Here is a 24,942-nt window from a genome sequence, read left to right as displayed (position 1 = left end):
TGCATGTCATACCCGGATACACAGGGGCGCACCGGGAGACACCACGGAAGAACGCGGCGGAGCCAGTCTAATGAAGGGTTTCTCTCTGTCTAGCCTTTCAATGCATCAATCTTCGACGGATGCACTACGGATTTCGCAGGTGTCAGCGCCTTGCTCCGTGCCTTCCGTGCCTTTAGCGCCTTCAGCCCCTTCAGCGCCTTCTGGCTCTTCAGCGCCTTCTGGCTCTTCCCTGGCCGTCGCGCTCTCCGGGAGCTCATCACCCAGCATGCGCTCGGCCGCCTTGCGGTGCAGTCGTGCCGCGGCGGGGTCGCCGAGCCGGTCCAGGGTGTCGGCCAGCCGGAGCTGCAGTGCGGCCTGCAGCCGGTGATCCTCGGCGCGGCGCGCCCACTCGACCGCCTCGTGGCAGGTGCGCAGCGACTCCTCGGGCCGCCCGGCGTACTCCTGGACGCGCGCCAGCTCGCTCAACGCCCGCGCCTGAGCGGGCACATCGCCGTTCCTGCGGTGTCCGGTGACGGCGGCGCGCCAGTTGCGCAGCGCCTCGCCGTAGCGGCCCGCGTAGGTGTGCGCGGTGGCGATACGGCCGTACAGCCGGGCGGCGTCCACCTGCTCGTCCCGCGCCAGGCGCTGGGCGAGCGCCCTGCCGTACCAGTCGGCGGCCCGGTCGTGGTCCCCGAGCTCCTGGTGGGCGCCGCCTACGGATTCCATCGCGCGGCCGGTCGCATACGGGTCGTTCGCCTCGCGTCCGGCGTCCAGGGCGGCCCGGTAGCGGGCCAGGGCGTCGGCCGTACGGCCGGTCTGCGCGTCCAGGTCGGCGAGGTTCAGCAGGGCCGCGGCCTTCTCGCGGGGCAGGCCCCGGCGCTCGGCGACGTCGAGGACGAGGCGGTGGATGCCGTACAGCTCGGGCGCCGCGGCCCGGGTGCCGAAGTGGGCGACCATCGCCCGCACCAGCGCGGCCATCAGCCGCCTGGCCAGGGTGTCCAGCTCCCCGTCCGCGACCGCGAGCCGGGCCGCGGCCAGCAGCGCGGGCTGCCGGATGCGCAGCCAGTCCTCGGCCGCCCTGGGGGTCGGGAAGCGCAGTTCGCGGGGCAGCGCGGCGAGCTTCTCGCGGGCGGGCGCGTTGTCGGTCTCGGTGATGGCCCGGCAGGACACCAGCAGCCGTACGGTCCGCTCCAGCATCCGGGCGCGGGCCAGCTGCAGCTCGGCCGGGCGGTCCTGGCTCTCGGCGAGGGAGCGCAGCAGCGGCAGCAGGCAGCCGGGCACCTCGTACTGCGGCAGCGGCGACTCGACGGGCCGTACGAGGCCGAAGCCGACGAAGTCGTCCAGCGTGGACCGCGCGGTGTCCACCGAGCAGCCGGCCAGCGCGGACGCGGTGTGCGGGTCGATGAGGCCGACCGGGGCGAGCGAGAGCAGACGCAGTATCCGCGCGGCGGTGGCGGACAGCGCGGTGTAGACGAGGTGGAAGACCCGGCCGAGCGGGGTGCTCTCGTCGCCCTCGGTGCGCAGCTGCTTGGCGAGGTCGGCGACGGCCGAGGTGGGGCGGGCGGCGAGCCAGCCTCCCGCGAGGCGCAGGGCGGCGGGCTGACCGGCGCACTCCTCGACCAGTCCCTCGGCGGCGAGCGGGTCGACAGTGATGCGCACCGAGCCGGTGAAGCGGTCGAGCAGTTCGAGCGCGGACTTGGTGTCCAGGCCGCCCAGGGTGCAGGGGCGGACGTCCGCGATGCCGGTCAGCGGCCCGCCGGAGACCGCGACGACCAGGCACTCGGGGGTGTCCGGGAGCAGCGCGTCGACCTGCTCGGCGTCGGCCGCGTCGTCGAACAGCAGCAGAACGCGGCGGGTGGCGAGGGCCTCGCGCACCGCCTCGCTCAGGTCGTCGGCGGCTGCCCCCGCCGGCGCGGGCAGCCCCAGGGCCCTCAGCAGCTCCCGCGCGGTGCGCTCGGTGGGCACGGGGGTGCCGTCGGGTTCGGTGAGCCGGGCGCGCAGCACCCCGTCCGGGTAACTCCCCGCAACCTGCCGTACGAGCTCCTCGGCGAGCGCGGTGCGGCCCGAGCCGGGCCTGCCGGCGATGAGCAGCACGCGCGCGCGGGGTGCCTTGCGGCCCGCGAGGGTGTCCAGGCCCGCGCGCTGGATGTCGACCCTGAGTTCCTTCAACTCTCGTGTGCGGCCGAGGAACTGACCCTCCGTAGGAGCGGACCCGGCAGCCGGGCGCCGCCCCGCCGACGACACTTTCGTGCCGTCTGTGTCCACCGCCTGATCCGCCACGGGCCACACTCCCGTCCCACTGCGCGCGCAAGCCCGCCGGGACTCCGGTTCGGGCGTTTCCAGAGCCTAGTTCACGCTCTGCGACGATCCGGGCGGAGCACGGCGGGGACGTCCCCCGATCGGATCAGCCGATCGTAGGACTGACGCTGTCCGATGGTGGGCGAGGAGCGTCCGGGGTGCGTCAGGACTCGAAGGGGCGGGCCGGCCAGGGCGCCTCGGCCGGGCGCAGCGCGTCGAGTCCGTCGCCGCCGCGAGCGGCGATCAGGGCGAGGACGCCCACGACGAGACAGTTGTTGTGCAGCTCTCCGGCGAGCACCCCACGCACGAGTTCGCCGACGGGGACCCGGGCCAGCTCCATGTCGGCCTCTTCGTCCTCGACCTCGAAGCGCTCCCCCTCGGCCTCCGCGAGTTCGCGGGCGAGGAAGATCCGCACGGCCTCGGAGCAGCCGCCCGGGGTGGTGTAGACGTCGGTCAGCACACGCCAGTCCTCGGCCTTGACGTGCGCCTCCTCGTACAGCTCGCGCTGGGCGGCGTGCAGCGGGTTCTCACCGGGGACGTCGAGAAGTCCGGCCGGGATCTCCCACAGCTTGTGGCGCACGGGGTGCCGGTACTGGCGCAGCACCACCGCGCGGTCCTGGTCGTCGAGGGCGAGGACGGCCACGGAGCCGGGGTGGACCTGGTAGTCGCGGCGGGCGACCGATCCGTCCGGCATGACCACGTCGTCGGTGCGGACGGACGTCTTGTTGCCGACGAAGGGAGTCGCGGTGGCCCTGACTTCCCACTCCTCGGGGATGTCCTTGATCGTCATGTCGCCCTGTTCCTCCTAGGCACCGAACGAAAACCGGGGCACGTGTCCCAAAAGACGCGTACCCCGGCCACCGTACAGCCCTTGTGCTACTTGCCCGTCTTGCGCTCGACGGCGGCCTTGACCAGGCCCGCGAAGAGCGGGTGCGGGCGGGTCGGGCGGGAGCGCAGCTCGGGGTGCGCCTGGGTCGCGACCAGGTAGGGGTGCACCTCGCGCGGGTACTCGACGTACTCCACGAGCTTGCCGTCCGGGGAGGTGCCGGAGAACTGCAGACCGGCCTTCTTCTCCAGCTCGCCGCGGTAGGCGTTGTTCACCTCGTAGCGGTGACGGTGACGCTCCTCGACGTACTCCTTGCCGTCGTACACCTCGCGCGCGATGGAGCCCTCGGCGAGCTTGGCCGGATACATGCCCAGGCGCATCGTTCCGCCCATGTCGCCCTCGCCCGCCACGATGTCGAGCTGCTCGGCCATCGTGGAGATGACCGGGTGGGCGGTGGCGGAGTCGAACTCGGTGGAGTTGGCGTCCGGGATGCCGGCCAGGTTGCGCGCGGCCTCGATCACGATGCACTGCAGGCCGAGACAGAGGCCGAGCAGCGGGATCTTGTGCTCGCGGGCGTACTGGATCGCGCCGACCTTGCCCGACACGCCACGGTCGCCGAAGCCGCCGGGGATGCAGATCGCGTCGACGTCGCCGAGCTGCTTCGCGGCGCCCGCCGGAGTCTTGCAGTCGTCCGAGGTGACCCACTTGATCTTCACACGGGCCTTGTTGGCGAAGCCGCCGGCCCGCAGCGCCTCGGTGACCGAGAGGTAGGCGTCGGGCAGGTCGATGTACTTGCCGACGAGCGCGAGGTTGATCTCGTGGAGCGGGTTGTGGACGCGGTCGAGCAGATCGTCCCAGGTCGTCCAGTCCACATCGCGGAAGGGCAGGTCCAGCTTGCGCACGACGTAGGCGTCCAGGCCCTCGGTGTGCAGCACCTTCGGGATGTCGTAGATCGACTTGGCGTCGATGGCCGCGACCACGGCCGCCTCGTCGACGTCGCACATCAGCGAGATCTTGCGCTTGATGGCGGTGGGCACCTCACGGTCGGCGCGCAGCACGATCGCGTCCGGCTGGATACCGATGTTCCTGAGAGCCGCGACCGAGTGCTGGGTCGGCTTGGTCTTCAGCTCCCCGGAGGGGCCGATGTACGGCAGCAGCGAGATGTGGACCACGAACACGTTGTCCCGGCCGACCTCGTGCCGGACCTGGCGGACGGTCTCCAGGAAGGGCAGCGACTCGATGTCGCCGACCGTGCCGCCGACCTCGGTGATGACGACGTCGACGTCGTCGGTCGCCATACGCCGGATGCGGTGCTTGATCTCGTTGGTGATGTGCGGGATGACCTGCACGGTGTCGCCCAGGTACTCGCCACGCCGCTCCTTGGCGATGACCGTCGAGTACACCTGTCCTGTAGTGACATTGGCGGAGCCGTCCAAGTCAACGTCGAGGAAGCGCTCGTAGTGTCCGATGTCCAGGTCGGTCTCGGCGCCGTCGTTGGTGACGAACACCTCACCGTGCTGGAACGGGTTCATGGTGCCCGGGTCGACGTTCAGGTAGGGGTCGAGTTTCTGCATGGTGACCCGCAGGCCCCGCGCCTTGAGCAGCGCACCCAGGCTGGAGGCGGTCAGGCCCTTACCGAGGGAGGAGGCGACACCCCCGGTGACGAAGATGTGCTTGGTCGTCGTGGATTTGGGCGGCATGGCCAAGAGGGGGCTCCCGTGGTCGCGGTCTGGGGTGCGTACCGGCGTGGTGTCCGAAGATTTCCGGAGGTGCCGTCGCTGCGGTTCGGGGGTTTCTTGCCCACCGGTCCACGGGCTACCAGGGTATCAGCGACCCGGAGAGGCTGCTTCCGGCCACACTCCGCACACACATCGGCACAGACCACACACAGCGCTCACTCGATCGGACCAGTCGGGTTGCCTGGAGCGGCACGCGGATCACCCACGTGCGTCGTATCCTGCTCGGACACTCGCTGCCGAGTCCGGCCGGCACACGGCACCATCCCCGCCCGTATCCCGGAACCACGAGAGCTCGTCAGTTCGTTTCGCAACGACAATCGCACCGATAATTGACGTTCCGCAACGACGCTTTACCAACGTTCTAACGTTCAATCTTCTAACGTTTTAACGTTCCTGTTCCCTGACCGCAGAGCGACCGCCCCTCGGGGGCGACGTGGCCGTTCGACTGGAGATGCACGTGGCCGGGCGCATCGAGGACTACGCACTCATCGGAGACATGCAGACCGCAGCACTGGTCTGCCGGGACGGCACAGTGGACTGGCTGTGCCTGCCCCGCTTCGACTCCCATGCCATCTTCGCGGGACTGCTCGGCACGGAGGAACACGGATTCTGGCGGCTCGGGCCCGCCCACGCGGCCGACGCCGAACCGCCGACGGCGGCGCGCCGCTCGTACCGCGGCGACTCGCTGATCCTGGAATCCGAGTGGGACACCCCACGCGGCACGGTCCGAGTGACCGATTTCATGCCGCCGCGCGACGGCGCACCCCAGCTGATCCGGATCGTGGAAGGCGTCACGGGCCGGGTCCCGATGCGCTCCGCGCTGCGGATGCGTTTCTCGTACGGCCGTGTCGTGCCCTGGGTGCACAAGCACGAGGGGCGCACGGTCGCCGTCGCCGGACCCGACTCGGTGTGGTTCGACACCGCCTGCGAGACGTACGGCAAGGCGCTGACCACGTACGCGGACTTCACGGTGGCACCCGGTGACCGGATCGCGTTCACCATCTCGTGGGAACCCTCACACAAGAAGCCCCCCGCGCTGCCCGAGCCGGAGCAGGCCCTGGAGGCCACCGAGGACTTCTGGCGCGACTGGGTCGATCAGTGCACGTACCACGGCCCCTACCGCGAGGCCGTCGTCCGCTCCCTGATCACCCTCAAGGCCCTGACGTACGCCCCCACGGGCGGCATCGTCGCCGCGCCCACCACCTCCCTCCCGGAGGAGATCGGCGGCGTACGCAACTGGGACTACCGCTACACCTGGCTGCGCGACGCGGCGATCACCCTCTCCTCCCTCCTGCGCACCGGCTACCGCGAGGAAGCCCGCGCCTGGCGTGAATGGCTGCTGCGCGCCGTGGCCGGCGACCCGGAGAACCTGCAGATCATGTACGGCATCGCGGGCGAGCGGGAGTTGGGCGAGGCGGAGCTCGACTGGCTGCCCGGATACGAGAACTCGGGGCCCGTACGGGTCGGCAACGGCGCCGCGCACCAGCTTCAGCTGGACGTCTACGGCGAGGTCATCGAGGCCCTGCACCTGGCCCACATGACGGGCCTGTCCCGCAACGACTACGCCTCGCTCCTCCAGTTGAAGCTGATCCGCTACCTGGAGGACCACTGGGACCAGCCGGACGAGGGCATCTGGGAGGTCCGCGGCCCGCGCCGCCACTTCGTGCACTCCAAGGTGATGGCCTGGGTCGCCGTCGACCGCACGATCAAGCTCATCGAGTCCGGTGACGCGGACGGCCCGCTGGAGAAGTGGCGCGAACTGCGCGACGACATCCACCGGGACGTGTGCGAGAAGGGCTACGACAAGGAGCGCAACACCTTCACGCAGTCGTACGGCTCCAAGGAACTGGACGCCTCGCTGCTCCTCATCCCGCAGATGGGCTTCCTCCCCCCGGACGACAAGCGCGTGATCGGCACCATCGAGGCGATCCAGCGCGAGCTGTCCACCTCGGACGGCTTCATCCTGCGCTACCCGACCACCGGCGAGGACGCGGGCGTGGACGGCCTCGAGGGCGACGAGGGGGCCTTCCTGGCCTGCTCCTTCTGGATGGCGGACGACCTGGCGATGATCGGCCGCGTCGACGAGGCCCGCAAGCTCTTCGAGAGGCTCCTGGCCCTCCGCAACGACCTGGGCCTCCTGGCCGAGGAATGGGACCCCCGCCTCCAGCGCCAGGTGGGCAACTTCCCCCAGGCCTTCAGCCACGTGCCCCTCATCGACACGGCCCTGAGGCTGACGGCGAGCGGGGCGTACGGCGGCTGACACGAGCGCGAGAGCAGCCCGCGCTCCCCTATCGGGGGGAGTCGCGGGCAACTTCCGGCGTGAGGCCGCGAGCAGCTTTCAGCAGGAGGACGCGGGAAACTTCCGGCGGGCGGTCGCGCGCAACCGCCCTTCTTCAGGGACACGGGCCGCTGCTTTCTCCAGGGGTCGCGGGCAGCGGCCTTCAGGGGCGCGGGGAACTGGGCGGCCAGCCCCCGTCGAGCCCGCGGCCCAAATCCCACCGGTCACAACCCCTAGGCTGAAAGCAGCCCTGTCCCCCGCAGAAAGGGGGCACCTGCGATGTCCCCCTTCGCAAAGGCCCACACCCGCCTCGCCGCCCTACGCGCGGACCTGACCGGCGACGCTTTCAGGCCAGAAGACCCCGGCTACGACAACGCCCGCAAGGTCTTCAACAGCCTGATCGATCGCCACCCCGCAGTGATCGCCCAGTGTGCGACCAAGGCGGACGTAGTCCATTGCGTCCGCTTCGCCCGGGACCTGGACCTCCACATCGCGATCCGAGCCGGCGGCCACAGCCCGGCCGGGATGTCGCTCAACGACAACGGCCTGGTCATCGACCTGCGCCGGATGCACACGGTGACCGTCCACCCCGGCTCCCGGACGGTACGGGTCGAGGGCGGCGCCCTCATGAGCCACCTCGACCACGCCACCCGGCCCCACGGTCTGGCCACCACCGGCGCCCGGAACTCGACCACCGGCGTCGCCGGCTTCGCCCTCGGCGGCGGCACCGGCTGGCTCGACCGCGCCTTCGGCCTCGCCGTCGACAACCTGCTCGGCGTCGAACTGGTCACGCCCGACGGCTCGCAGATCCAGGCCACCGAACACGAGAACCCGGAACTCTTCTGGGCCCTGCACGGCGGTGGCGGCAACTTCGGCGTCGCCACCGCACTGACCCTGAGACTGCACCCGCTGCCGGATTTCTCGATCGCCCTGCTGACGTACCGCCCGGAGACCGGCCCGGACGTGGTCCGCACCTACCGCGAGATCATCGAGGCCGCCCCGCCGGAGACGGGCGGCGGCATCTTCCACACACAGCTGGTCGACGCGCTCCTGACGTACGCGGGAGCCGAACAGGACCTCCGCAGACTCGCCCGGCCGCTGCTGGCGCTGCCCCACGAGGCCGAGATCCTCACCCCCCTCCCCTACGCCGCCTTCCAGCGCATCCTGGACAGCCCGCCGGGCCTGAGGAACCACAGTTCCGCGGAGTCCCTGACCGGCCTGCCCGACGAGGCCGTGGACGTCTTCTGCGGGCTGGCGAACGCCATGCCCATGCCCACGGCCACCCGGCACTCGCTGTTCCCGCAGGGCGGCGCGATCGCCTCCGGCCCGGAGCGCTTCCCGGTGCCGTTCCGGGACGCCCGGTGGACCGTGCACCCCTTCGGGATGTGGGAGGACCCGGCCGACGACGAGCGCTGCCTCCAGTGGGTCGAGGACGTGCGCGCCGCCTTCCGGCCGTGGAGCACCGGCGCGGTCTGCCTCAACCTCGTCGGCGACGAGGGAGCGGACCGCGTGATGGCCGGCCTCGGCGCCGGGAACATCCGACGGCTGGCCGCGGTGAAGGCCGCGTACGACCCGGACAACGTCTTCCGCTTCAACCACAACATCCTGCCCCGGTAGCGAACGCCCCGGCCTCGGACATGCCTCCGGGAGGCCTCCCCAGGTAGCGTCCGCTGCATGGACAGCCGTTTGGACAGCCATGTGGACAGTCGATACGACACCCAGGGCGCCGGAATCACCGTGCAGCGGGCGCTGGAGCTGCCCGGGCTGCGCAGCGGGCTGCCGGAGATCCTCGCGGGCGCCGACCGGCTGGGCCGCACCGTGCGCTGGGTGCACGCGGGCGAGGTCCCGAACATCGCCTCGCTCCTCAAGGGCGGCGAACTGCTCCTGACCACGGGCTACGGCCTCGGCACCCGCCCCGCCGACCAGCGCGCGTTCGTCCGCACCCTCGCGGAGCGCGGTATCGCGGCACTCGTCGTGGAGCTCGGCCCGCGCTTCACCCGGCTGCCCTCGGCCCTCGTGGAAACGGCCCGCTCCGCCGGTCTCCCCCTGGTCCAGCTGCACCGCGAGGTGCCCTTCGTGGCGGTCACGGAGGAGATCCACACCGAGATCGTCAACGGCCACTACGCACTGCTGCAGCGGGCCGAGGAGGTGCACCGGCGCTGTACCGAGGCCCTCCTCGGCGGCGGGGGCATACCCCAGGTCCTCGGCATCCTCGCGGACTTCAGCGGCAACCCCGTCTTCCTGGAGACCGCGGACGGACAGCTCCTGTACGCCGCGGGGGCCGGCTCAGCCGGCGCCGATCCGCTCCAGGTGTGGGAGGGGATGCGCGGCCAGCACAAGGAGGAGCCGCCCGCCGGGACGACCCTCGTCGACGTGCCGGGCGGCGGCCCCGGCACCGGTTCGGTACGCGCCCGGCTGGTCCTCCTGCCCGTCGGCGCCCCGGTCGCCCCGGTCCACCGGATCGCCGCGGAGCAGGCCGCGGGCATCCTGGCCGTCGTCCTCATGCAGGCCCGCCAGGAGGAGGAGCTCGCGGCACGCGGACGCGGCGACTTCCTCACCGACCTCGCGGAGGGCCGTATCGCCGCCGAGGACGCCCCCGCACAGGCCCGCGTGCTCGGCTTCAAACCCGGCAACAACCCGCTCCTGCCGGTCGTGATGCGGCTCGCCGACGGCCCCTCCCCCGGCGGCGGCTGGGCCGTCCTGGCGCGCGCGGTCGCGGAGGAGCTGGCCTCGGTGGGAGTGCCGGTCCTCTTGGGCGTACGCCCGGTGGAGGGCCGCGTCCCCCTGCTGCTGGGCCTGCGTTCGGAGTCCGAGCGCGCGGCGGTCGCGGACCGGGTCGCGGCGGCTCTCAGGGCGGGCGTGGAACGCGCGGGCATGCAGCGGCCCGGGGCACAGCCGCCCGTGGTGGTGGTCGGGGTCGCGGGCGGCTGGGCGGCGGCCTCGGCGGGCCTGCGGCACGCGGCGGAGACGGCGACGGCCGCGCAGGGCCTGACGGACCGCCCCTGGTACGACGCCCGCCGCCTCGACACCGACCTGCTCCTGTGGCGGCTGCGCGACCATCCGGACCTTGCGGCCTTCGTGGACCGCGCCATCGGCCCCCTCCGCGACCACGACCTCCGCTCCAAGCCGCCGCTGCTGCCCACCCTGGAGACGTACTTGGCGCACGCGGGCCGCAAGGCGGAGACGGCCCGCGAGCTGCACCTGAACCGCCAGACCCTCTACAACCGCCTCGCCCGGATCGGGGAGTTGCTGGGCACGGACCTGGACGACCCGCAGACGGTACTGGCGTTGAGCCTGGCACTGCGAGCACGACGGCACGTGCCCTGAGCCACTGGACGACAGGGCCTAGGCAAGGGGCCTCGTCTGGGTCAACTCGTCGTAGACGCTCAGCACTTGGGCCACGGTCTCGTCCTCGGTCGGCCAGGTCGTGGCCTGCCGCACCCCCCGCTCCTTGAGCAACTCCCGGCGATCGTCGTCCGCGAGCAGCCGCACGACGGCCTCGGCGAGCGCGTCGGCGTCCGCGCACGGGACGAGTTCGGCCGCGTCGCCGACCAGTTCGGGGATGCCGCCGACGGCGGTCGCGACGAGCGGCACGCGCGCGTGCAGGGCCTCCTGGGCGAGCACGGAACGGGACTCCCAACCGCTCGGCAGCACCGCGAGATCGGAGGCCAGGAGCAGCTCGGAGACGTCGTCGCGCCGCCCGACGAGCCGCACCGGCAGCTCCTCGTCCTCGATCCGCCGCTGGAGGGCCGCCCGCAGCGGCCCCTCCCCGGCGATCACCAGGAGCGGCACGGGGTCGAGCGAGCGCCACGCGCGCGAGGCGTCCAGCAAGGTGTCGTATCCGCGGTGCCGGTCGAGAGAGCCGACGGCCATGAGCAACGGGCGTTCGGTGGCGCCGAGTTCGGCCCGTGCCTTGTGGCGCAGCCGGTCGGGGTCCCCGTACTCGACGGCCTTGCGTGGCGTCGGGAACGCGACGGCCGCGAGCCGGGCGTCCCGCGCCCCGCGCCTGCGGGCGCGGTCCACGAGATCGGACGAGGAGCCCAGCACCACCGCCGCGGCCCTGGCGACCCGTCGCTCCAGCAGCCGCAGCAGATGTGCCCGCGCCCCCTCCGCGTGCGAACGGGTGTGCCAGGTGACGACGAGCGGGGTGCGCCGCCCGCTGAGCGCGAGCGCGGCCCGGAGCGCTGCGTGCAGCCCGTGCGCGTGCACGAGGTCGGCGTCCTCACAGGCCGCCCGCAGTGCGGCCACGGCGGCCGGATCGCTGCTGCGCGGCACGGGAACGTGCTGGGCGCCCACGCCACTGAACCCGTACGCGAGGTCGGCCTCGGCGGGTGCGCACACGGTGACCCGCACGCCCCGGGCGACGAGCCCCGAGGCCAGCGACCGCACATGCGCGCTGCTGCCCGCGCTTTTGCCGCCGAGCACCTGCACGGTGCGCAGCGGCGACTGACCGTGCGGTGAGTGGCTGCTCACGTGGCTCACGTGGCCGGGGCTCCTGGTTCGGCGTCGGACGGGCACGGAGAACGTACAGAGGAAAGGCAGAGGGGGGTGTACCGCACGTCGTGCTCCGCGTACAACGCCAAGGATGCCAGGCCGTACGGGTGTTCCGGGACCGCCATCGGAGCAAGCCTCGCGGCGCAGCGCCCAACTCGACGACACCTGTCACCCACAAGAGTGACAAGTCGCGTGTCTTCGCGACGGGTTGCCCGGCCCTCACCCCAGCGGTCGCGCGACCGCCTCGCTGACCTTGTCCCCGTACACGGTCGCGGCCACCAGCGCCGCGGCGTGGGCGAGGAGCCCGGCCCGCCCGTTGCCCGCGACGATCGCGCTGCCCAGCGCGGCGCCGAGCGCGTGGGCCCCGGTGTCGCCGATCATCGCGCGCTCGCCGAGGTCGTCGGGGAACACGGCCGCCGCCGCACCCATCGCCGCGGCCGACAGCCGTCCGGCGGGCCCGCCCCGCAGCACCCCCGGGGCCCCCAGCGCGAGCACCGCACCGGCGGCCCGCCCCGGCCGGACATCCACGAGGTTGACGAAGTGCGCGCTCCCGGCGATCACGACCCCCGCGAGCAGCTTGTCCAGAGGCCGCTCCTTGAGCAGCGCCCCCGCCACCAGCCCCGCGGCCGAGATCCCGAACAGCTTGACCGCCCCACTGGTCACCTCCCCGTCCCTCAGCGCCCCCAGATGCGCCCGGAACCCCCGGCGCGGGTCCCCCGCCCCGACCACGTCGTCGTATGCGCCGCACGCCCCGGCGACCAGGACCGCGGCCCCGGCTCCGCGGTGGACGCGCGCGGTCGCGAGCGCCGCTCCGAGGGCGGTGGCGGGGCCGGCGTACAGCTCGACGGTGCGCCCGGCGTAGTTCGTGCGCTGCCAGCGCTCCGGGGCGCCGGGGGCCTTGGCTCGCAGGCCTGCGATGCCGGCGCGGGTGACGGCGACGGCGGTACCGAAGACGCTGATCATGCGACAACTCCAGGGGCCCGCGGAGCGGGCAAAGGTGTGGGTGGGCGGGGAATCCGCCGCGGAGCGGCGAAGGGAAGACCGCGGAGCGGTCAAGGCCTCCGTCGCGGAGCGAACCAAAAGCCGGCCCCCGCCCGCGGACGCGGGGAACTACCGGTCACCCCGAGCCGTGGCCAGCAATTCCTCCGCATGCGCCCGGGCCGTCTCCGAGTCCTCCTGCCCCGCCAGCATCCGGGACAGCTCCCGAATCCGCTCCTCCCCCTCGAGCACCTTCACCCCGGAGCGCGTCACGGATCCGTCGTTGGTCTTCTCGACCAGCAGCTGCCGGTCGGCGAACGCGGCGACCTGCGGCAGATGAGTCACCACGACGACCTGCGCGCTCTTGGCGAGCTTGGCCAACCGCCGCCCGATCTCGACCGCGGCCTTGCCACCCACACCGGCGTCGACCTCGTCGAAGAGATACGTCGGCACCGGGTCGGTCCCCGCGAAGACGACCTCCACCGCGAGCATCACGCGTGAGAGCTCACCACCGGAGGCCCCCTTGGCGATGGGCCGCGGCGGCGCCCCGGGATGCGGGGCGAGCAGCAGCTCGACCTCGTCCACACCCGCGGGCCCGTACGCGACGGTGCGCCCGCCGAGCTCCACACCCTCGGGGTCGTCGCTCTGCCGGATCTCGAACGACACGCGCGCGTGCGGCATGGCGAGCGAGGCCAGCTCGGCGGTCACGGCGGCGGCGAACCGTTCGGCGGCCTCGGTCCGGGCGTCCGTCAGCGCCTGCGCAAGGCCGCCCAGTTCGGCCCGCAACGCGTCCCGCTCGCCGGTCAGCCCGTCGATCCGCTCGTCGTCGCCGTCGAGTTCGAGAAGCCGTGCGGCGCCCTGCTCGGCCCACGCGAGTACGGCGTCGATGTCCTCGCCGTACTTCCGGGTCAGCTGGGTGAGCGCGGCCCGGCGCTCCTCCACGGCCGCGAGCCGCAAGGGGTCGGCGTCGAGGTCATCGGCGTACCCGGCCAGCTCCCCCGCCACGTCACGCAGCAGGATGTTGATCTCCCCGATCCGCCCGGACAGCCCGGCGAGCGCGGCGTCGTGCGACCGTACGGCCTCCAGGGCCCGGTGCGCGCCCGCGACGAGCGTCGCCGCGTCGATGCCCTCGGGGTCCTCGGGGTTGCCCGCGAGCGCGGCGTGGGCGGCCGTGGCGGCGGACGCGAGTGCCTCCGCGTGCCCGAGCCGCTCCGCCTCCGCCGAGAGCTCCGCGTCCTCGCCCGCGCGCGGCTCGACCGCCGCGATCTCGTCGAGTCCGAAGCGCAGCAGGTCGGCTTCCTGGGCCCGCTCACGCGCGCGCGTGGTGATCTCGTCCAGCTCGGCCGAGACGGCCCGCAGCCGCCGGTAGGCCCCCGCGTACTTGGCGAGCGGCACGGCGACCGCGTCCCCGGCGTACCGGTCGAGCGCCTGCCGCTGCCGGGACAGTTTGAGCAGCCCCTGCTGGTCGGTCTGCCCGTGCACGGCCACCAGCTCGTCGGCCAGCTCGGCGAGCACGCCCACCGGGACGGAACGGCCGCCCAGGTGCGCCCGTGAGCGTCCCTCGGCCGAAACGGTACGGCTGATCAGCAGCGCGCCGTCGTCGAGCTCGGCGCCCGCCTCCTCGGCCCGTACGATCGCCGTACCGCCCGTGGGTACGGTGATCCGCCCCTCCACGACGGCGTTCTTGGCGCCGATCCGTACGAGGGCGGGGTCCGCGCGCCCGCCGAGCAGCAGCCCGAGGCTGGTGACCACCATCGTCTTGCCCGCACCGGTCTCACCGGTCACGGCGGTGAAGCCTGGCGACAGCTCGACGACCGCGTCGTCGATGACTCCGAGCGACCGTATCCGCATCTCCTCCAACACGGACACGACCTTACGAGGTCCAGCCACGGATGTGCGACGGCCCCCGCCCCGCAGCCGCGAACCCGCAGGTGACAAGCACCTACAAACGGTGCCTTGTCACCCACGGGAGTGGACCTGACGGGAGCGTCAGTGCGGCGCCCCGCGCCAGCCGGAAACCGGCAGCGCGAACTTGGCCACCAGCCGGTCGGTGAACGAGGCGTGGTGCAGTCGGGCCAGCCGCACCGGCACGGCCCCCCGCCGTACCTCGACCCGCGCCCCCGGCGGCAGCTCCACCGTCCGCCGCCCGTCGCACCACAGCACCCCGGGCGGAATGTGCGGCAGCACCTCCACCGCGAGCACCGAGTTCGGCGAGGTCACCATCGGCTTGGCGAACAGCGCGTGCGCGCTGATCGGCACCATGAGCAGCGCCTCGACCTCGGGCCAGACGACGGGTCCGCCGGCGGAGAAGGCGTACGCCGTGGACCCGGTCGGGGTCGCGCAGACGATGCCGTCGCAGCCGAAGCCGGTGACCGGCCGGCCGTCGATCTCGAGGATGACCTCGAGGAGCTTCTCCGCGGAGACCTTCTGCACGGCGGCCTCGTTGAGCGCCCAGTCGGTGTGCACGATGTCGCCGTTCTGGTGGACGACGACGTCGACGGTCATGCGTTCCTCGACCTCGTACGCCTTGGTCACCACCCGGTCGACGACCTTGTCGAGGTCGTCACGCTCGGCCTCCGCGAGGAAGCCGACGCTGCCGAGGTTGACGCCGAGCATCGGCACGCCGGAGGCGCGGGCGAACTCGGCGCCGCGCAGCAGTGTGCCGTCACCACCGAGCACGATCAGCAGTTCACATCCGTCGAGGCACTGCGGAGTGGCTTCCTTCACCAGCTCCACCTCGGGCGGCAGCGGCAGATCGGCCGCCTCCGCCTCCAGCACGCGCACCCCGATCCCGGAGCGCAGCAGCCCCTGGACCACGAGTTCGGCGCTGCGGATCGCGGCCGGCCGCCCGGTGTGGGCCAGCAGGAAAACAGTACGAGCTCGGGTCTCTGTCAACGCGGCCCCTCCGCCACTGCACGGTCAACGTCGGCCGGGTCGAGTTCGGGTGCCCCGGCACGCAGCCACAGAAAGTACTCGACATTGCCCGAGGGTCCGGGCAGCGGACTCGCGGTCACGCCCTTCACCCCGAGCCCCAGCTCCGCGGCCCGCCGGGCCACTCCGCGCACCGCCTCGGCGCGCAGTTCCGGACTGCGTACGACTCCACCACTGCCCAGCCGTTCCTTCCCCACCTCGAACTGCGGCTTGACCATCATCACCAGATCGGCGTCGGGCGCCGCGCACCGCACCAGGGCGGGCAGCACCAGGCCGAGCGGGATGAAGGACAGATCCCCGACAACAAGATCCACGGGCTCCCCATCGATCGCCTCCAACGTCAACTCGCGTACGTTCGTACGGTCCTTGACGGTGACGCGTTCATCGCTCTGCAGAGACCAGGCGAGTTGACCGTAGCCGACGTCGACGGCGACGACATGGGAGGCGCCCGCGCGCAGCAGTACGTCGGTGAAGCCTCCGGTGGACGCTCCGGCGTCCAGCGCCCGCCGCCCCCCGACCTTCAGTCCCTGGGGTACGAAGGCCGCCAGGGCGCCCGCGAGCTTGTGCCCGCCGCGCGAGACGTAGTCGGGGTCGCTGTCGTCCTGGGTGACCACGATCGCGGCCGCGGTCTCCACCTGGGTGGCGGGTTTGGTCGCGAGGGTCTTGCCGACACTCACCCGGCCGGCGGCGATCAGCTGGCTGGCGTGCTCGCGCGAGCGGGCGAGCTTCCGGCGGACCAGCTCGGCGTCGAGGCGGCGGCGTGCCACTCCTGCCACGTTGGGTTCAGCTCCTGCGGTCGTACGGTGTAGGGGGCACCGGAGGTCCCGGGCGGGCGTCGAGCGCGGTCAGCGCGTCGCGCAGCCCCCGGTGTACATCCTCGTACACCTCGACGTGTCCGTCCGTGGCGAGGTGGTCGGCGTCGCCCAGCCGCTCGAGCTGGGCGTCGACCTCGGCGTTCCCGGTGGGGGTGCGGTCCAGGTCCAGCGGGGCCGGGGCGGCGGGGTCGTACTCGAGTTCGGGTTCGACCTCGACCGGAACCTCCGGCTCCGACATCGGGCCCTGCGGAGTCCCGGCCTCCGGCACTGACTCGTTCATGCCCCGACGCTACCCCGAAGCGCTGCGGTACCGTCGACCGCGATGGCCACGATTGAGGAGTGCCGCAGCGCACTCGACAAGCTCTCGGACAACATGGCGGGCGCCGACGGGAACGTACGCGAGGCGGCGGCCCTGGACCGCTCGCTCAGCTGTCGTATCACCGAGCTCGACGTCACCTTCGTCGGTCGCCTCAAGGACGGCCGGATCGAGGTGCTCGAGACCCTCCAGGGGCCGCCCCGCGAGAAAGCCCAGATCAGACTCACCATGTCCGGCGACGACCTGGTCGCCATGGTCGACGGGGAGCTGAACTTCGCGAAGGCCTGGGGCTCGGGCCGGGTGCGGCTGGAGGCGGCCCTGCTCGACCTGTTCCGCCTCAGGAAGCTTCTTTAGCGGCTCCGGCGGACACCTTCACGCGGGCCTTCCGCGCCGCCGGCACGACCAGCGGCGTCCCGGTCTCCGGGTCGTCGATGACCTGGCAGCGCAGCCCGAAGACCTCCTCGACCAGTTCGGCCGTGACGATGTCGTTCGGCGCGCCCTCGGCGATGACCCGGCCCTCGCGCAGGGCGATGAGGTGGGTGGCGTACCGGGCCGCGTGATTGAGGTCGTGCAGCACGGCGACCAGGGTGCGCCCCTGCTCCTCGTGGAGTTCGGCGCACAGGTCGAGCACGTCGATCTGGTGCTGGATGTCGAGGTAGGTCGTCGGCTCGTCGAGCAGCAGCAGCGGGGTCTGCTGGGCGAGGGCCATCGCGATCCACACGCGCTGCCGCTGGCCGCCGGACAGTTCGTCGACATAGCGATCGGCCAGTTCGGCGACACCGGTCGAGGCCATCGACTCCTGTACGACCCGCTCGTCCTGCGTCGACCACTGACGCAGCAGGCCCTGGTGCGGATAGCGGCCCCGGCCGACCAGGTCGCCGACCGTGATCCCGTCCGGCGCGATCGACGACTGCGGCAGCAGCCCGAGCGTCCTGGCCACCTTCTTCGCGGGCATCGACTGGATGACCTGCCCGTCGAGCAGCACCCGTCCCTCGGAGGGCTTGAGCATCCGCGACAGGGCACGCAGCAGCGTGGACTTGCCGCAGGCGTTCGGGCCGACGATCACGGTGAAGGAGTTGTCGGGGATCTCCACCGACAGCTTCTCCGCGATGACGCGCTGGTCGTAGCCGAGGGTGACGTTGTCGGCGGACAGGCGGTTCACAGTGCTCCTTCGGGTGTTCTTGTTCGCCTGGATGTTCTTGTTCGCCTGAGCGTTCTCGTTCGCCGTGGCGCTCATATCCGGCCCGCCTTGCGCTCGGTGACCAGCAGCCACAGCAGATAGATCCCGCCCAGGACCCCCGTCACCACGCCGACGGGCAGCTGATCGGCGCCGAAGGCCCGCTGCGAGGCCCAGTCCGCGACGATCAGCAGGGTCGCGCCCATGCACATCGACGGCACCAGGTTCGGCCCCGGCGAGCGGGTCAGCCGCCGGGCGAGCTGCGGTGCGGTGAGCGCCACGAAGCCGACCGGGCCCGCGGCGGCGGTGGCACCGGCGGTGAGCAGCACGGCGGCCAGCATCAGCACCAGTCGTACGCGCTCGACGCGCACTCCGAGGGCGTACGACACGTCGTCGCCCATCTCCAGCATGCGCAGCCCGCGCGCGTTGGCGAGGACGGGCGGGACGAGGACGGCGCACAGGACGAGCAGCGGCCAGACCTGCGCCCAGTCACGGCCGTTGAGAGAGCCGGTCATCCAGACGACCGCACGGGCCGCGTCGACGATGTCCGCCTTGGTGAGCAGATAGCCGTTGACCGCCGTGACGATCGCGGAGACTCCGATACCGACCAGGACCAGTCGGTATCCGTGCACGCCCCGCTTCCAGGCGAGCAGATAGATGGCGAGCCCGGTCAGCAGACCGCCGACGAGTGCTCCCAGCGCGACCTGGTCCGCGCTGCCCGAGAACAGCACGATCATGATGAGCGCCCCTGCCGTCGATCCCTGGCCGAGGCCGAGGACGTCCGGGCTGCCCAGCGGGTTGCGAGAGATGGACTGGAAGAGCGCCCCGCCGAGCCCGAGCGAGGCCCCGACCAGCAGGCCGACGAGCACCCGCGGCAGCCGCAGGTCGTTGACGATGAACTCCTGGCCCGCACTCCCGTTGCCGACGAGCGTCTTGAGGACGTCGACGGCCGGGATCGGGAAGTCGCCGGTGCCGATCAGCACCACGCTCGCGGCGAGCGCGGCCACCAGCAGCAGTACGACGACGGTGAACGCCCGGACGTCAAGCCGGACGGAGAGGCCGCCGCGCGTCCGCACGGCTCGGGTACGTGTGGTCGTCACAGCTGGGCCGTCCTCCGCCGTCGTACGAGATAGATGAAGACCGGCCCGCCGAGGACCGCGGTGACGATGCCGACCTGCAGCTCCGCGGGCCGCGCGATCATCCGCCCCACGACATCGGCGCCGAGGAGCAGCACGGGCGACAGCACGGTCGCGTACGGCAGGATCCAGCGCAGGTCGGGCCCGGTGAAGGAGCGGACCACGTGCGGGACCATGAGCCCGACGAAGACGATCGGCCCGCAGGCGGCGGTCGCGGCGCCGCACAGCACGGTGGCGGCGGCCATGGACAGCGCCCGGGTGCGGTTCAGGTTGGCGCCGAGCGCGCGGGCGGTGTCGTCGCCCATGGCCGTGGCGTTCAGCGGCCGGGCGAGCGCCAGCGCGACGACCGCGCCGACCACGAGGAAGGGCAGCACCTGCTTGATGGTGGAGTCGGTGGCCGAGGCCAGCGAACCCACCGTCCAGAAGCGCATCTTGCCGAGCGCCGCGTCGTCCATGATCATCACGGCCTGGAGATAGCCGTAGAGCGCGGCGCTGATCGCCGTGCCGGCGAGCGCGAGCCGCACCGGAGTGGCACCGCGGCTGCCGCCCAGGAACCAGACCAGCGCCCCGACCGCGGCCGCGCCGAAGAAGGCGAACCACACATAGCCGCTCAGGCTCGTCACACCGAGGTAGGTGATGGCGGTGACGACCGCGGCGGACGCGCCCGCGTTGATGCCGAGCAGTCCGGGATCGGCCAGCGGATTGCGGGTGAGCGCCTGCAGGACGGCACCCGACAGCCCGAGCGCGGCGCCGACGAGCAGCCCGAGGACGGTACGCGAGATCCGGTCGTCCACCACGACGTCGGAGTACGTCCCCGTGCCGTGGAACAGACCGTGCCAGACCTGGTCCAGCGGCAGCGCTTTCGCACCGATCGCGATGCTCGCCAACGCGACGAGCACCAGGAGGGCCAGGGAGGCGAGGAGCCCAACGGCGCGTATCGCCTGACGGCTTGGGGGCGCGGGGGCTGTCTCCGCGCGCTGTTCGGGGGGACTGTCGACCAACACGCAGTTAGGTTAGCCTACCCTCGCTCACGCTTCGATCCCCGGTGACTACTCACCACCACCGAGGAGTCCCTGAGCCCCTCGGCCGTCAGAGCCCCAGCCGCGCGAGCGCCTTCCCCCCGTCCAGCTCGCACGTCCCGTCCCCTGCGGCCGTCCACGCCGCCGCGCACAGCGCCCGCAGCCCGTCGAGCGCCTCACCGTCGCCCGCCAGCTCCAAACGCTCGCTCCCGGCCTGCGCCGTCCAGCCGCCGCAGCAAAACCCGTCGCCCTCCGCCACGACCTCCGGCTGCCCGGTGAGCAGCCCGCGCAGATCGGCGTCCACATACGTCGGCCGGTGCTGCGGCGGGGCGGCGAGGAGCTGCACGCCGTCCGTCACCCCGGTGAGCACGAGCAGCGAGTCCACCTCGCCGTTGAACGCGCCCTCGATGTCCGTGTCCAGCCGGTCGCCGACCACCAGCGGCCGCTTCGCCCCGGTCCGCAGGATCGTCTCGCGGTGCATCGGGGGCAGCGGTTTGCCCGCCACCTGCGGCTCGGCGCCCGTGGCGATGCGTACGACCTCCACCGCGGCCCCGTTCCCCGGCGCGATCCCCCGCGCGCTCGGGATCGTCAGGTCGGTGTTGGACGCGAACCACGGCACCCCGCGCGCGACGGCGTAGGACGCCTCCGCGAAGCGCCCCCAGGGCAGGTCGGGACCGCCGAACCCCTGGACGACCGCCACCGGGTCGTCGTCCGCCGACTCGACCGGCTCGAGCCCGCGCTCGCGCAGCGCGACCCGCAGTCCCTCGCCGCCGATGACCAGCACCCGCGCACCGGCGGGCACCTGCTCGCTGATCAGCCGCGCCACGGCCTGCGCCGAGGTGATGACGTCATCGGCGTCCGTCGGTATGCCGAGCTCACTCAGATGCTCCGCCACCGCATCGGGTGTACGCAGCGCGTTGTTCGTGACATACGCGAGGTGCAGCCCTCCCGAGCGGGCGGTGCCCAGTGACTCCACGGCATGCGCGATCGCGTTGCCGCCCGCGTACACCACGCCGTCCAGGTCGAGCAGAGCCGTGTCGTAGGCCTCACTCAGGGCCTGTTCACAGGCCTCGGGCCGCGTCCTGACGGTCTGGCTCATTACGCATCGCTCCTCGTTCGATCTCTTTCCCCCGATCATCCCGCACAGCGCCGGCACACTTACGATGCCTCAATGAACTATGCAGGTCCCGCGGAGGAAACCCCGGCGCGCAGCGGCCTCGAACTGACCCCGTTCCGGGGCCTGCGCTACGACCCCGACCGGGTCGGCAGCCTCGCCGCCGTGACATCTCCGCCGTACGACGTCATCGTCCGGCCGGACGGTCTGCTCCATCTCGAGTCCGCCGACCCGCACAACATCGTCCGGCTGATCCTCCCCCAGGACACGACCCCGACCGCCCGCAACCGCCAGGCGGCGGACACCCTGCACGACTGGGTGTCCGAAGGCGTCCTGGCCGCCGACCCCGAGCCGGGCCTGTACGTCTACGAGCAGCACGACGACGGCATGCTGCAACGCGGCATCATCGGCGCCCTGCGCCTGTCGGAGCCGTCCGCCGGCGTCGTCCTCCCGCACGAGGACGTCATGCCGCACATCATCGCGGACCGCGCGGCCCTGATGCGTGCCACCTCGGCCAACCTCGAACCGCTCCTGCTGACCTACCGCGGCAACGGCTCCCGGGTCGGCACGGCCGCCGTCATCGAGCGCGCCGCGGAGGGCGACCCGCTGCTCTCGACGACCACGGAGGACGGTTTCAGCCACCGTCTGTGGGCGATCACCGACCCGGCCGACCTGGCCGAGATCCAGACGGATCTCGGCCGGCACCAGGCCCTCATCGCGGACGGCCACCACCGCTGGGCGACGTACCTGCGGCTACGCGCCGAGCATCCCTCACCCAGCCCCTGGGACTACGGTCTCGTGCTCCTGGTGGACACCGCGCGCTACCCGCTCCGGGTCCGCGCGATCCACCGCCTGCTGCACAAGCTGCCGGTCGCGGAGGCGCTGAGCGCCCTCGCGGACTCGTTCCGCGTACGTCACCTCGACGTTCCGCTCCCCGAGGCCCTGGAGGCCCTCGCCGCGGCCGCCGCCGAGGGCAACGCCTTCCTCCTCGCGGGCGACGGCTCGTTCCACCTGGTCGACCGCCCGTCCCCGGACCTCCTCGCCCGTACGATCCCGGCGGACCGCCCCGAGGCCTGGCGCACCCTGGACGCGACCGTCCTGCACGCCGCGCTCCTGGCCCGCATCTGGGGCATCCCCGAGGACTCGCCCGCCCACATCGCGTACATCCACGACACGGCCGCCACGGTGGAGAAAGCGGAGCGCGACGGCGGTACGGCCGTCCTGATGCACCCGGTCCGCGAGGAGGTCGTACGCGACCTCGCCCGCCAGGGCGTCACGATGCCCCGCAAGTCGACGTCGTTCGGCCCGAAACCGGCGTCGGGGCTGGTACTGCGGGCACTGCCTCTCTGAGCCACCCCGGCGAGAACAGGGGCACAAACGCCGCGGGCGGCGGGATCCCTTCCGGAATCCCGCCGCCCGTGTCCTACGACAACCGCTCTACGTCAGCCGCGCGGAGCATCGTCATCGTCATCGTCGTCGGCCTCGACGACCGGCTTGGCCTGCTCGGCCTCGGCGATGTCGTCCTCACCGTCGTCCTCGGTGTCGACCTCGGTCTCAACCTCGGTGTCGGCCTCCGCGTCCGCCGCGGTCTCGATCTCGCCCTCAGTCTCGTCCTCGGTCTCGTCCTCGTCCTCGATGAACGCGTCGACGAACTCGACGCCGTCCAGCTCGGCGAGCCGGTCGGAGGCGTCCGTGCTGCCGTCCTTGTCGGACTCGACGGCCTTCGCGAACCACTCGCGCGCCTCGCCCTCACGACCGGCGGCCAGCAGCGCGTCGGCGTAGGCGTAACGCAGTCGGGCCGTCCAGGGCTGTACGGAGTTCGAGGCGAGCTCCGGGCTCTGGAGCGTCACGATGGCGGCGTCGAGCTGCCCCATGTCGCGCCGGGCGCCGGCCGCCACGAGCCGCATCTCGACCTGACCGGCCTTGTCCAGCTTGTGCACCTCGGGCGCACCCGCCATGTCCAGCGCCTTCTCGGGCCGGCTCAGGCCGCGCTCACAGTCCGCCATGACGGGCCACAGGTCCACGTTCCCGGTCATACGGCGCGCCGCCCGGAACTCGGCGAGCGCCTCGCTGTACTTCTGGTTCGCGTACGCGGCGAACCCGGCCGCCTCACGTACGGCGGCCACACGCGACGCCAGCCGCAGGGCGATCTTCGAGTACGCGTACGCGCCCTCGGGGTCCTCGTCGATGAGCCGGGCGACCATCACCAGGTTCCTGGAGACGTCCTCCGCAAGCCCCTTCGGCAGGCTCTGGAGCTCCTGCCGTACGTCCGCGTCGATCTCCTCGCCCGTGACGTCATCGGGGATCGGCAGCCGCTTGATCGGCTCACGGTCCCGGTCGCGCTCGTCGCGGCCACGGAAGCCGCCACCGCGCCGGTCGTCGCCCCGACGGTCGTCACGGCCCCGGAAGCCACCGGAGCCACCGGGGCGGCCACCCCGGTCGTCACGACGGGGGCCACCACGTCCGCGGTCGTCGCGGCCTCGGTCGTCGCGTCCCCGGTCGTCGCGGGCGCGGAAGCCGCCGCCACGGCTGTCGTCACGACGGTCATCGCGACGGTCGTCCCGCCTGTCGTCGCGACGGAAGGCCGGACGGTCGCCCTCACGACGGTGATCACGGCGGAAGTCACCGCGGTCGTCGCGCCGGAAGCTGCCACCACGGTTGTCGTCCCGACGGAACCCGCCACGGTCGCCGCTGTCACGTCGGTCGTCGCGACGGTCGTCCCGGCGGAAGCCACCGCGGTCACCGCTGTCACGACGGTCGTCACGGCGGTCATCGCGACGGAAACCACCGCGGTCGTCGTCACGACGGGGACCAGTGCTGGGTCGGTCGTCACGACGCGGGCCGCTGCTGGGTCGGTCGTCACGGCGGAACGGCGGACGGTCCCCGTCCCGACGGAACCCGCCACGGTCGTCGCCCCGACGGTCGTCGCGCCGGAAGTCACCGCGGTCATCACGGCGGAAGCCACCGCGGTCACCGCTGTCACGACGGTCGTCACGGCGATCGTCGCGACGGAAACCACCGCGGTCGTCGCCCCGGCGATCGTCACGCCGGTCGTCCCGACGGGAGTCACCGCGGTCGTCGCGCCGGAAGCTGCCACCACGGTTGTCGTCCCGACGGAACCCACCGCGGTCGTCGTCGCGACGCGGACCGCTGCTGGGACGGTCATCGCGACGCGGACCAGTGCTGGGTCGGTCGTCACGACGCGGACCAGTGCTGGGTCGGTCGTCACGACGGAACGCCGGACGGTCCCCGTCCCGACGGAACCCACGGTCACGGTCGTCGCGACGCGGGCCGCTGGTGGGTCGGTCGTCACGGCGGAACGGCGGGCGACCGCCCCGGTCGCCCTCACGCCGGTCGTCACGGCCACGGAAACCGCCGCCGCCCCGGTTGTCATCACGACGGCTGTCGTCACGACGGTTGTCATCGCGGCGGAAGCCGCCGCCACCACGGTTGTCGTCACGACGGAACCCACCGCGGTCGTCGTCGCGGCGCGGAGTACCACCGGGGCGCTCGTCACGCCGGTCGTTGTCGCGGCGCGGACCCCCGCGGTAGCCGCCGCGGTCACCACTGTCCCGGCGGCGCTGATCGCGCTCCGGTCGCTCGTCGGGAGAGTTGGTGGACATGGTGACTCCTGTCATCGGTACCGCAAGTCATTCTCGCGCAGCCGGGTACCCGGCGCGCTTCGGAAAAACAAAAAAGGACCTCTGGTCCCAGCGAGTCGCTGGGACCAGAGGTCCTCCAAAAATTGTTCGGCGGCGTCCTACTCTCCCACAGGGTCCCCCCTGCAGTACCATCGGCGCTGTGAGGCTTAGCTTCCGGGTTCGGAATGTAACCGGGCGTTT

19 protein-coding genes, 1 rRNA gene and 1 pseudogene are annotated in these 24,942 nt (G+C 72.2%); 5 read left to right on the top strand and 16 right to left on the bottom strand.

All coding sequences use genetic code 11. From position 1 onward, the window contains the following. Positions 1-105: 105 nt before the first annotated feature. From ACIQTP_RS07660 to ACIQTP_RS07650, 3 genes are all read right to left on the bottom strand, one after another. The gene (locus ACIQTP_RS07660; RefSeq protein ID WP_403397346.1) at positions 106-2,259 is read right to left on the bottom strand and encodes a tetratricopeptide repeat protein; all 2,154 of its coding nucleotides are present in this window, start codon (positions 2,257-2,259) and stop codon (positions 106-108) included. Between the two features lie 181 nt (positions 2,260-2,440). Continuing rightward, positions 2,441-3,067 (bottom strand): NUDIX domain-containing protein, encoded by a 627-nt coding sequence (locus ACIQTP_RS07655; RefSeq protein WP_403397343.1) that lies wholly within the window; start codon positions 3,065-3,067, stop codon positions 2,441-2,443. Positions 3,068-3,153: 86 nt separating this feature from the next. Then, the gene (locus ACIQTP_RS07650; RefSeq protein ID WP_402044215.1) at positions 3,154-4,803 is read right to left on the bottom strand and encodes a CTP synthase; all 1,650 of its coding nucleotides are present in this window, start codon (positions 4,801-4,803) and stop codon (positions 3,154-3,156) included. Positions 4,804-5,299: 496 nt separating this feature from the next. Here ACIQTP_RS07650 and ACIQTP_RS07645 point away from each other — a divergent pair, with 496 nt between their 5' ends. From ACIQTP_RS07645 to ACIQTP_RS07635, 3 genes are all read left to right on the top strand, one after another. Next, positions 5,300-7,102 carry a glycoside hydrolase family 15 protein gene (locus ACIQTP_RS07645; protein WP_168507782.1) on the top strand — a complete coding sequence of 601 codons (1,803 nt, stop codon included), beginning with the start codon at positions 5,300-5,302 and terminating at the stop codon, positions 7,100-7,102. 297 nt (positions 7,103-7,399) lie between these two features. After that, the gene (locus ACIQTP_RS07640) at positions 7,400-8,737 is read left to right on the top strand and encodes an FAD-binding protein (protein ID WP_403397341.1); all 1,338 of its coding nucleotides are present in this window, start codon (positions 7,400-7,402) and stop codon (positions 8,735-8,737) included. Positions 8,738-8,794: 57 nt separating this feature from the next. Further along, positions 8,795-10,447 (top strand): PucR family transcriptional regulator, encoded by a 1,653-nt coding sequence (locus ACIQTP_RS07635; protein ID WP_403397339.1) that lies wholly within the window; start codon positions 8,795-8,797, stop codon positions 10,445-10,447. Between the two features lie 18 nt (positions 10,448-10,465). Here the strand turns inward: ACIQTP_RS07635 and ACIQTP_RS07630 are convergent, their stop codons facing one another. The 6 genes from ACIQTP_RS07630 to ACIQTP_RS07605 all read right to left on the bottom strand — a co-directional run bounded on the left by ACIQTP_RS07630 (position 10,466) and on the right by ACIQTP_RS07605 (position 16,618). Then, entirely contained in the window at positions 10,466-11,602 is a 1,137-nt protein-coding gene (locus ACIQTP_RS07630) for a glycosyltransferase family 4 protein (protein ID WP_403397336.1), read from the bottom strand. 231 nt (positions 11,603-11,833) lie between these two features. Further along, entirely contained in the window at positions 11,834-12,577 is a 744-nt protein-coding gene (locus tag ACIQTP_RS07625) for a hypothetical protein (protein ID WP_403397334.1), read from the bottom strand. 147 nt (positions 12,578-12,724) lie between these two features. After that, on the bottom strand, positions 12,725-14,443 hold the full coding sequence (gene recN / locus ACIQTP_RS07620; protein ID WP_403398114.1) for a DNA repair protein RecN: 1,719 nt from the start codon (positions 14,441-14,443) through the stop codon (positions 12,725-12,727). A gap of 138 nt (positions 14,444-14,581) precedes the next feature. After that, positions 14,582-15,487, bottom strand: coding sequence for an NAD kinase (locus ACIQTP_RS07615; protein WP_067364895.1), 906 nt, complete (start codon positions 15,485-15,487; stop codon positions 14,582-14,584). Beyond that, complete coding sequence (locus tag ACIQTP_RS07610) at positions 15,484-16,299, bottom strand: TlyA family RNA methyltransferase (RefSeq protein ID WP_266415616.1); 816 nt, start codon at positions 16,297-16,299, stop codon at positions 15,484-15,486. The genes ACIQTP_RS07615 and ACIQTP_RS07610 overlap by 4 nt, the downstream gene beginning before the upstream one ends. A gap of 7 nt (positions 16,300-16,306) precedes the next feature. Continuing rightward, a complete protein-coding gene (locus ACIQTP_RS07605; protein ID WP_403397331.1) occupies positions 16,307-16,618 on the bottom strand; it encodes a hypothetical protein in 312 nt (103 codons plus the stop codon). 42 nt (positions 16,619-16,660) lie between these two features. Between ACIQTP_RS07605 and ACIQTP_RS07600 the strand changes: the two genes are divergently transcribed. Continuing rightward, positions 16,661-17,008, top strand: coding sequence for an SCP2 sterol-binding domain-containing protein (locus tag ACIQTP_RS07600; RefSeq protein ID WP_403397329.1), 348 nt, complete (start codon positions 16,661-16,663; stop codon positions 17,006-17,008). Here ACIQTP_RS07600 and ACIQTP_RS07595 read toward each other — a convergent pair. The 4 genes from ACIQTP_RS07595 to ACIQTP_RS07580 all read right to left on the bottom strand — a co-directional run bounded on the left by ACIQTP_RS07595 (position 16,992) and on the right by ACIQTP_RS07580 (position 21,085). After that, positions 16,992-17,891 (bottom strand): ABC transporter ATP-binding protein, encoded by a 900-nt coding sequence (locus ACIQTP_RS07595; RefSeq protein WP_403397327.1) that lies wholly within the window; start codon positions 17,889-17,891, stop codon positions 16,992-16,994. The two genes, ACIQTP_RS07600 and ACIQTP_RS07595, sit on opposite strands and share 17 nt — an antisense overlap. After that, on the bottom strand, positions 17,888-18,931 hold the full coding sequence (locus ACIQTP_RS07590) for a FecCD family ABC transporter permease (RefSeq protein ID WP_403397325.1): 1,044 nt from the start codon (positions 18,929-18,931) through the stop codon (positions 17,888-17,890). Before ACIQTP_RS07590 ends, ACIQTP_RS07595 begins: the two co-directional genes overlap by 4 nt. Further along, positions 18,928-19,971 (bottom strand): FecCD family ABC transporter permease, encoded by a 1,044-nt coding sequence (locus ACIQTP_RS07585; RefSeq protein WP_403397323.1) that lies wholly within the window; start codon positions 19,969-19,971, stop codon positions 18,928-18,930. Before ACIQTP_RS07585 ends, ACIQTP_RS07590 begins: the two co-directional genes overlap by 4 nt. Positions 19,972-20,056: 85 nt before the next feature. Beyond that, positions 20,057-21,085 (bottom strand): HAD hydrolase-like protein, encoded by a 1,029-nt coding sequence (locus ACIQTP_RS07580; RefSeq protein WP_403397321.1) that lies wholly within the window; start codon positions 21,083-21,085, stop codon positions 20,057-20,059. A gap of 72 nt (positions 21,086-21,157) precedes the next feature. Between ACIQTP_RS07580 and ACIQTP_RS07575 the strand changes: the two genes are divergently transcribed. Continuing rightward, the gene (locus tag ACIQTP_RS07575; protein ID WP_403397319.1) at positions 21,158-22,450 is read left to right on the top strand and encodes a DUF1015 domain-containing protein; all 1,293 of its coding nucleotides are present in this window, start codon (positions 21,158-21,160) and stop codon (positions 22,448-22,450) included. A 92-nt stretch (positions 22,451-22,542) separates the two neighbouring features. Here the strand turns inward: ACIQTP_RS07575 and ACIQTP_RS07570 are convergent, their stop codons facing one another. The 3 genes and pseudogenes from ACIQTP_RS07570 to rrf form a co-directional block, all read right to left on the bottom strand. Beyond that, positions 22,543-23,412 (bottom strand): hypothetical protein, encoded by an 870-nt coding sequence (locus ACIQTP_RS07570; RefSeq protein WP_403398111.1) that lies wholly within the window; start codon positions 23,410-23,412, stop codon positions 22,543-22,545. 177 nt (positions 23,413-23,589) lie between these two features. Next, positions 23,590-24,276 (bottom strand): annotated as a pseudogene (locus tag ACIQTP_RS07565) (hypothetical protein); the annotation flags it as partial. Between the two features lie 571 nt (positions 24,277-24,847). Beyond that, positions 24,848-24,942: ribosomal RNA gene (gene rrf / locus ACIQTP_RS07560) — 5S ribosomal RNA — on the bottom strand; the annotation flags it as partial.

Source organism: Streptomyces sp. NPDC090798 (assembly GCF_044768965.1).
In the GTDB taxonomy this organism is placed as follows: domain Bacteria; phylum Actinomycetota; class Actinomycetes; order Streptomycetales; family Streptomycetaceae; genus Streptomyces.
Note: the sequence above shows the minus strand (reverse complement) of the source record. Positions and strands in the feature narration are given on the sequence as shown.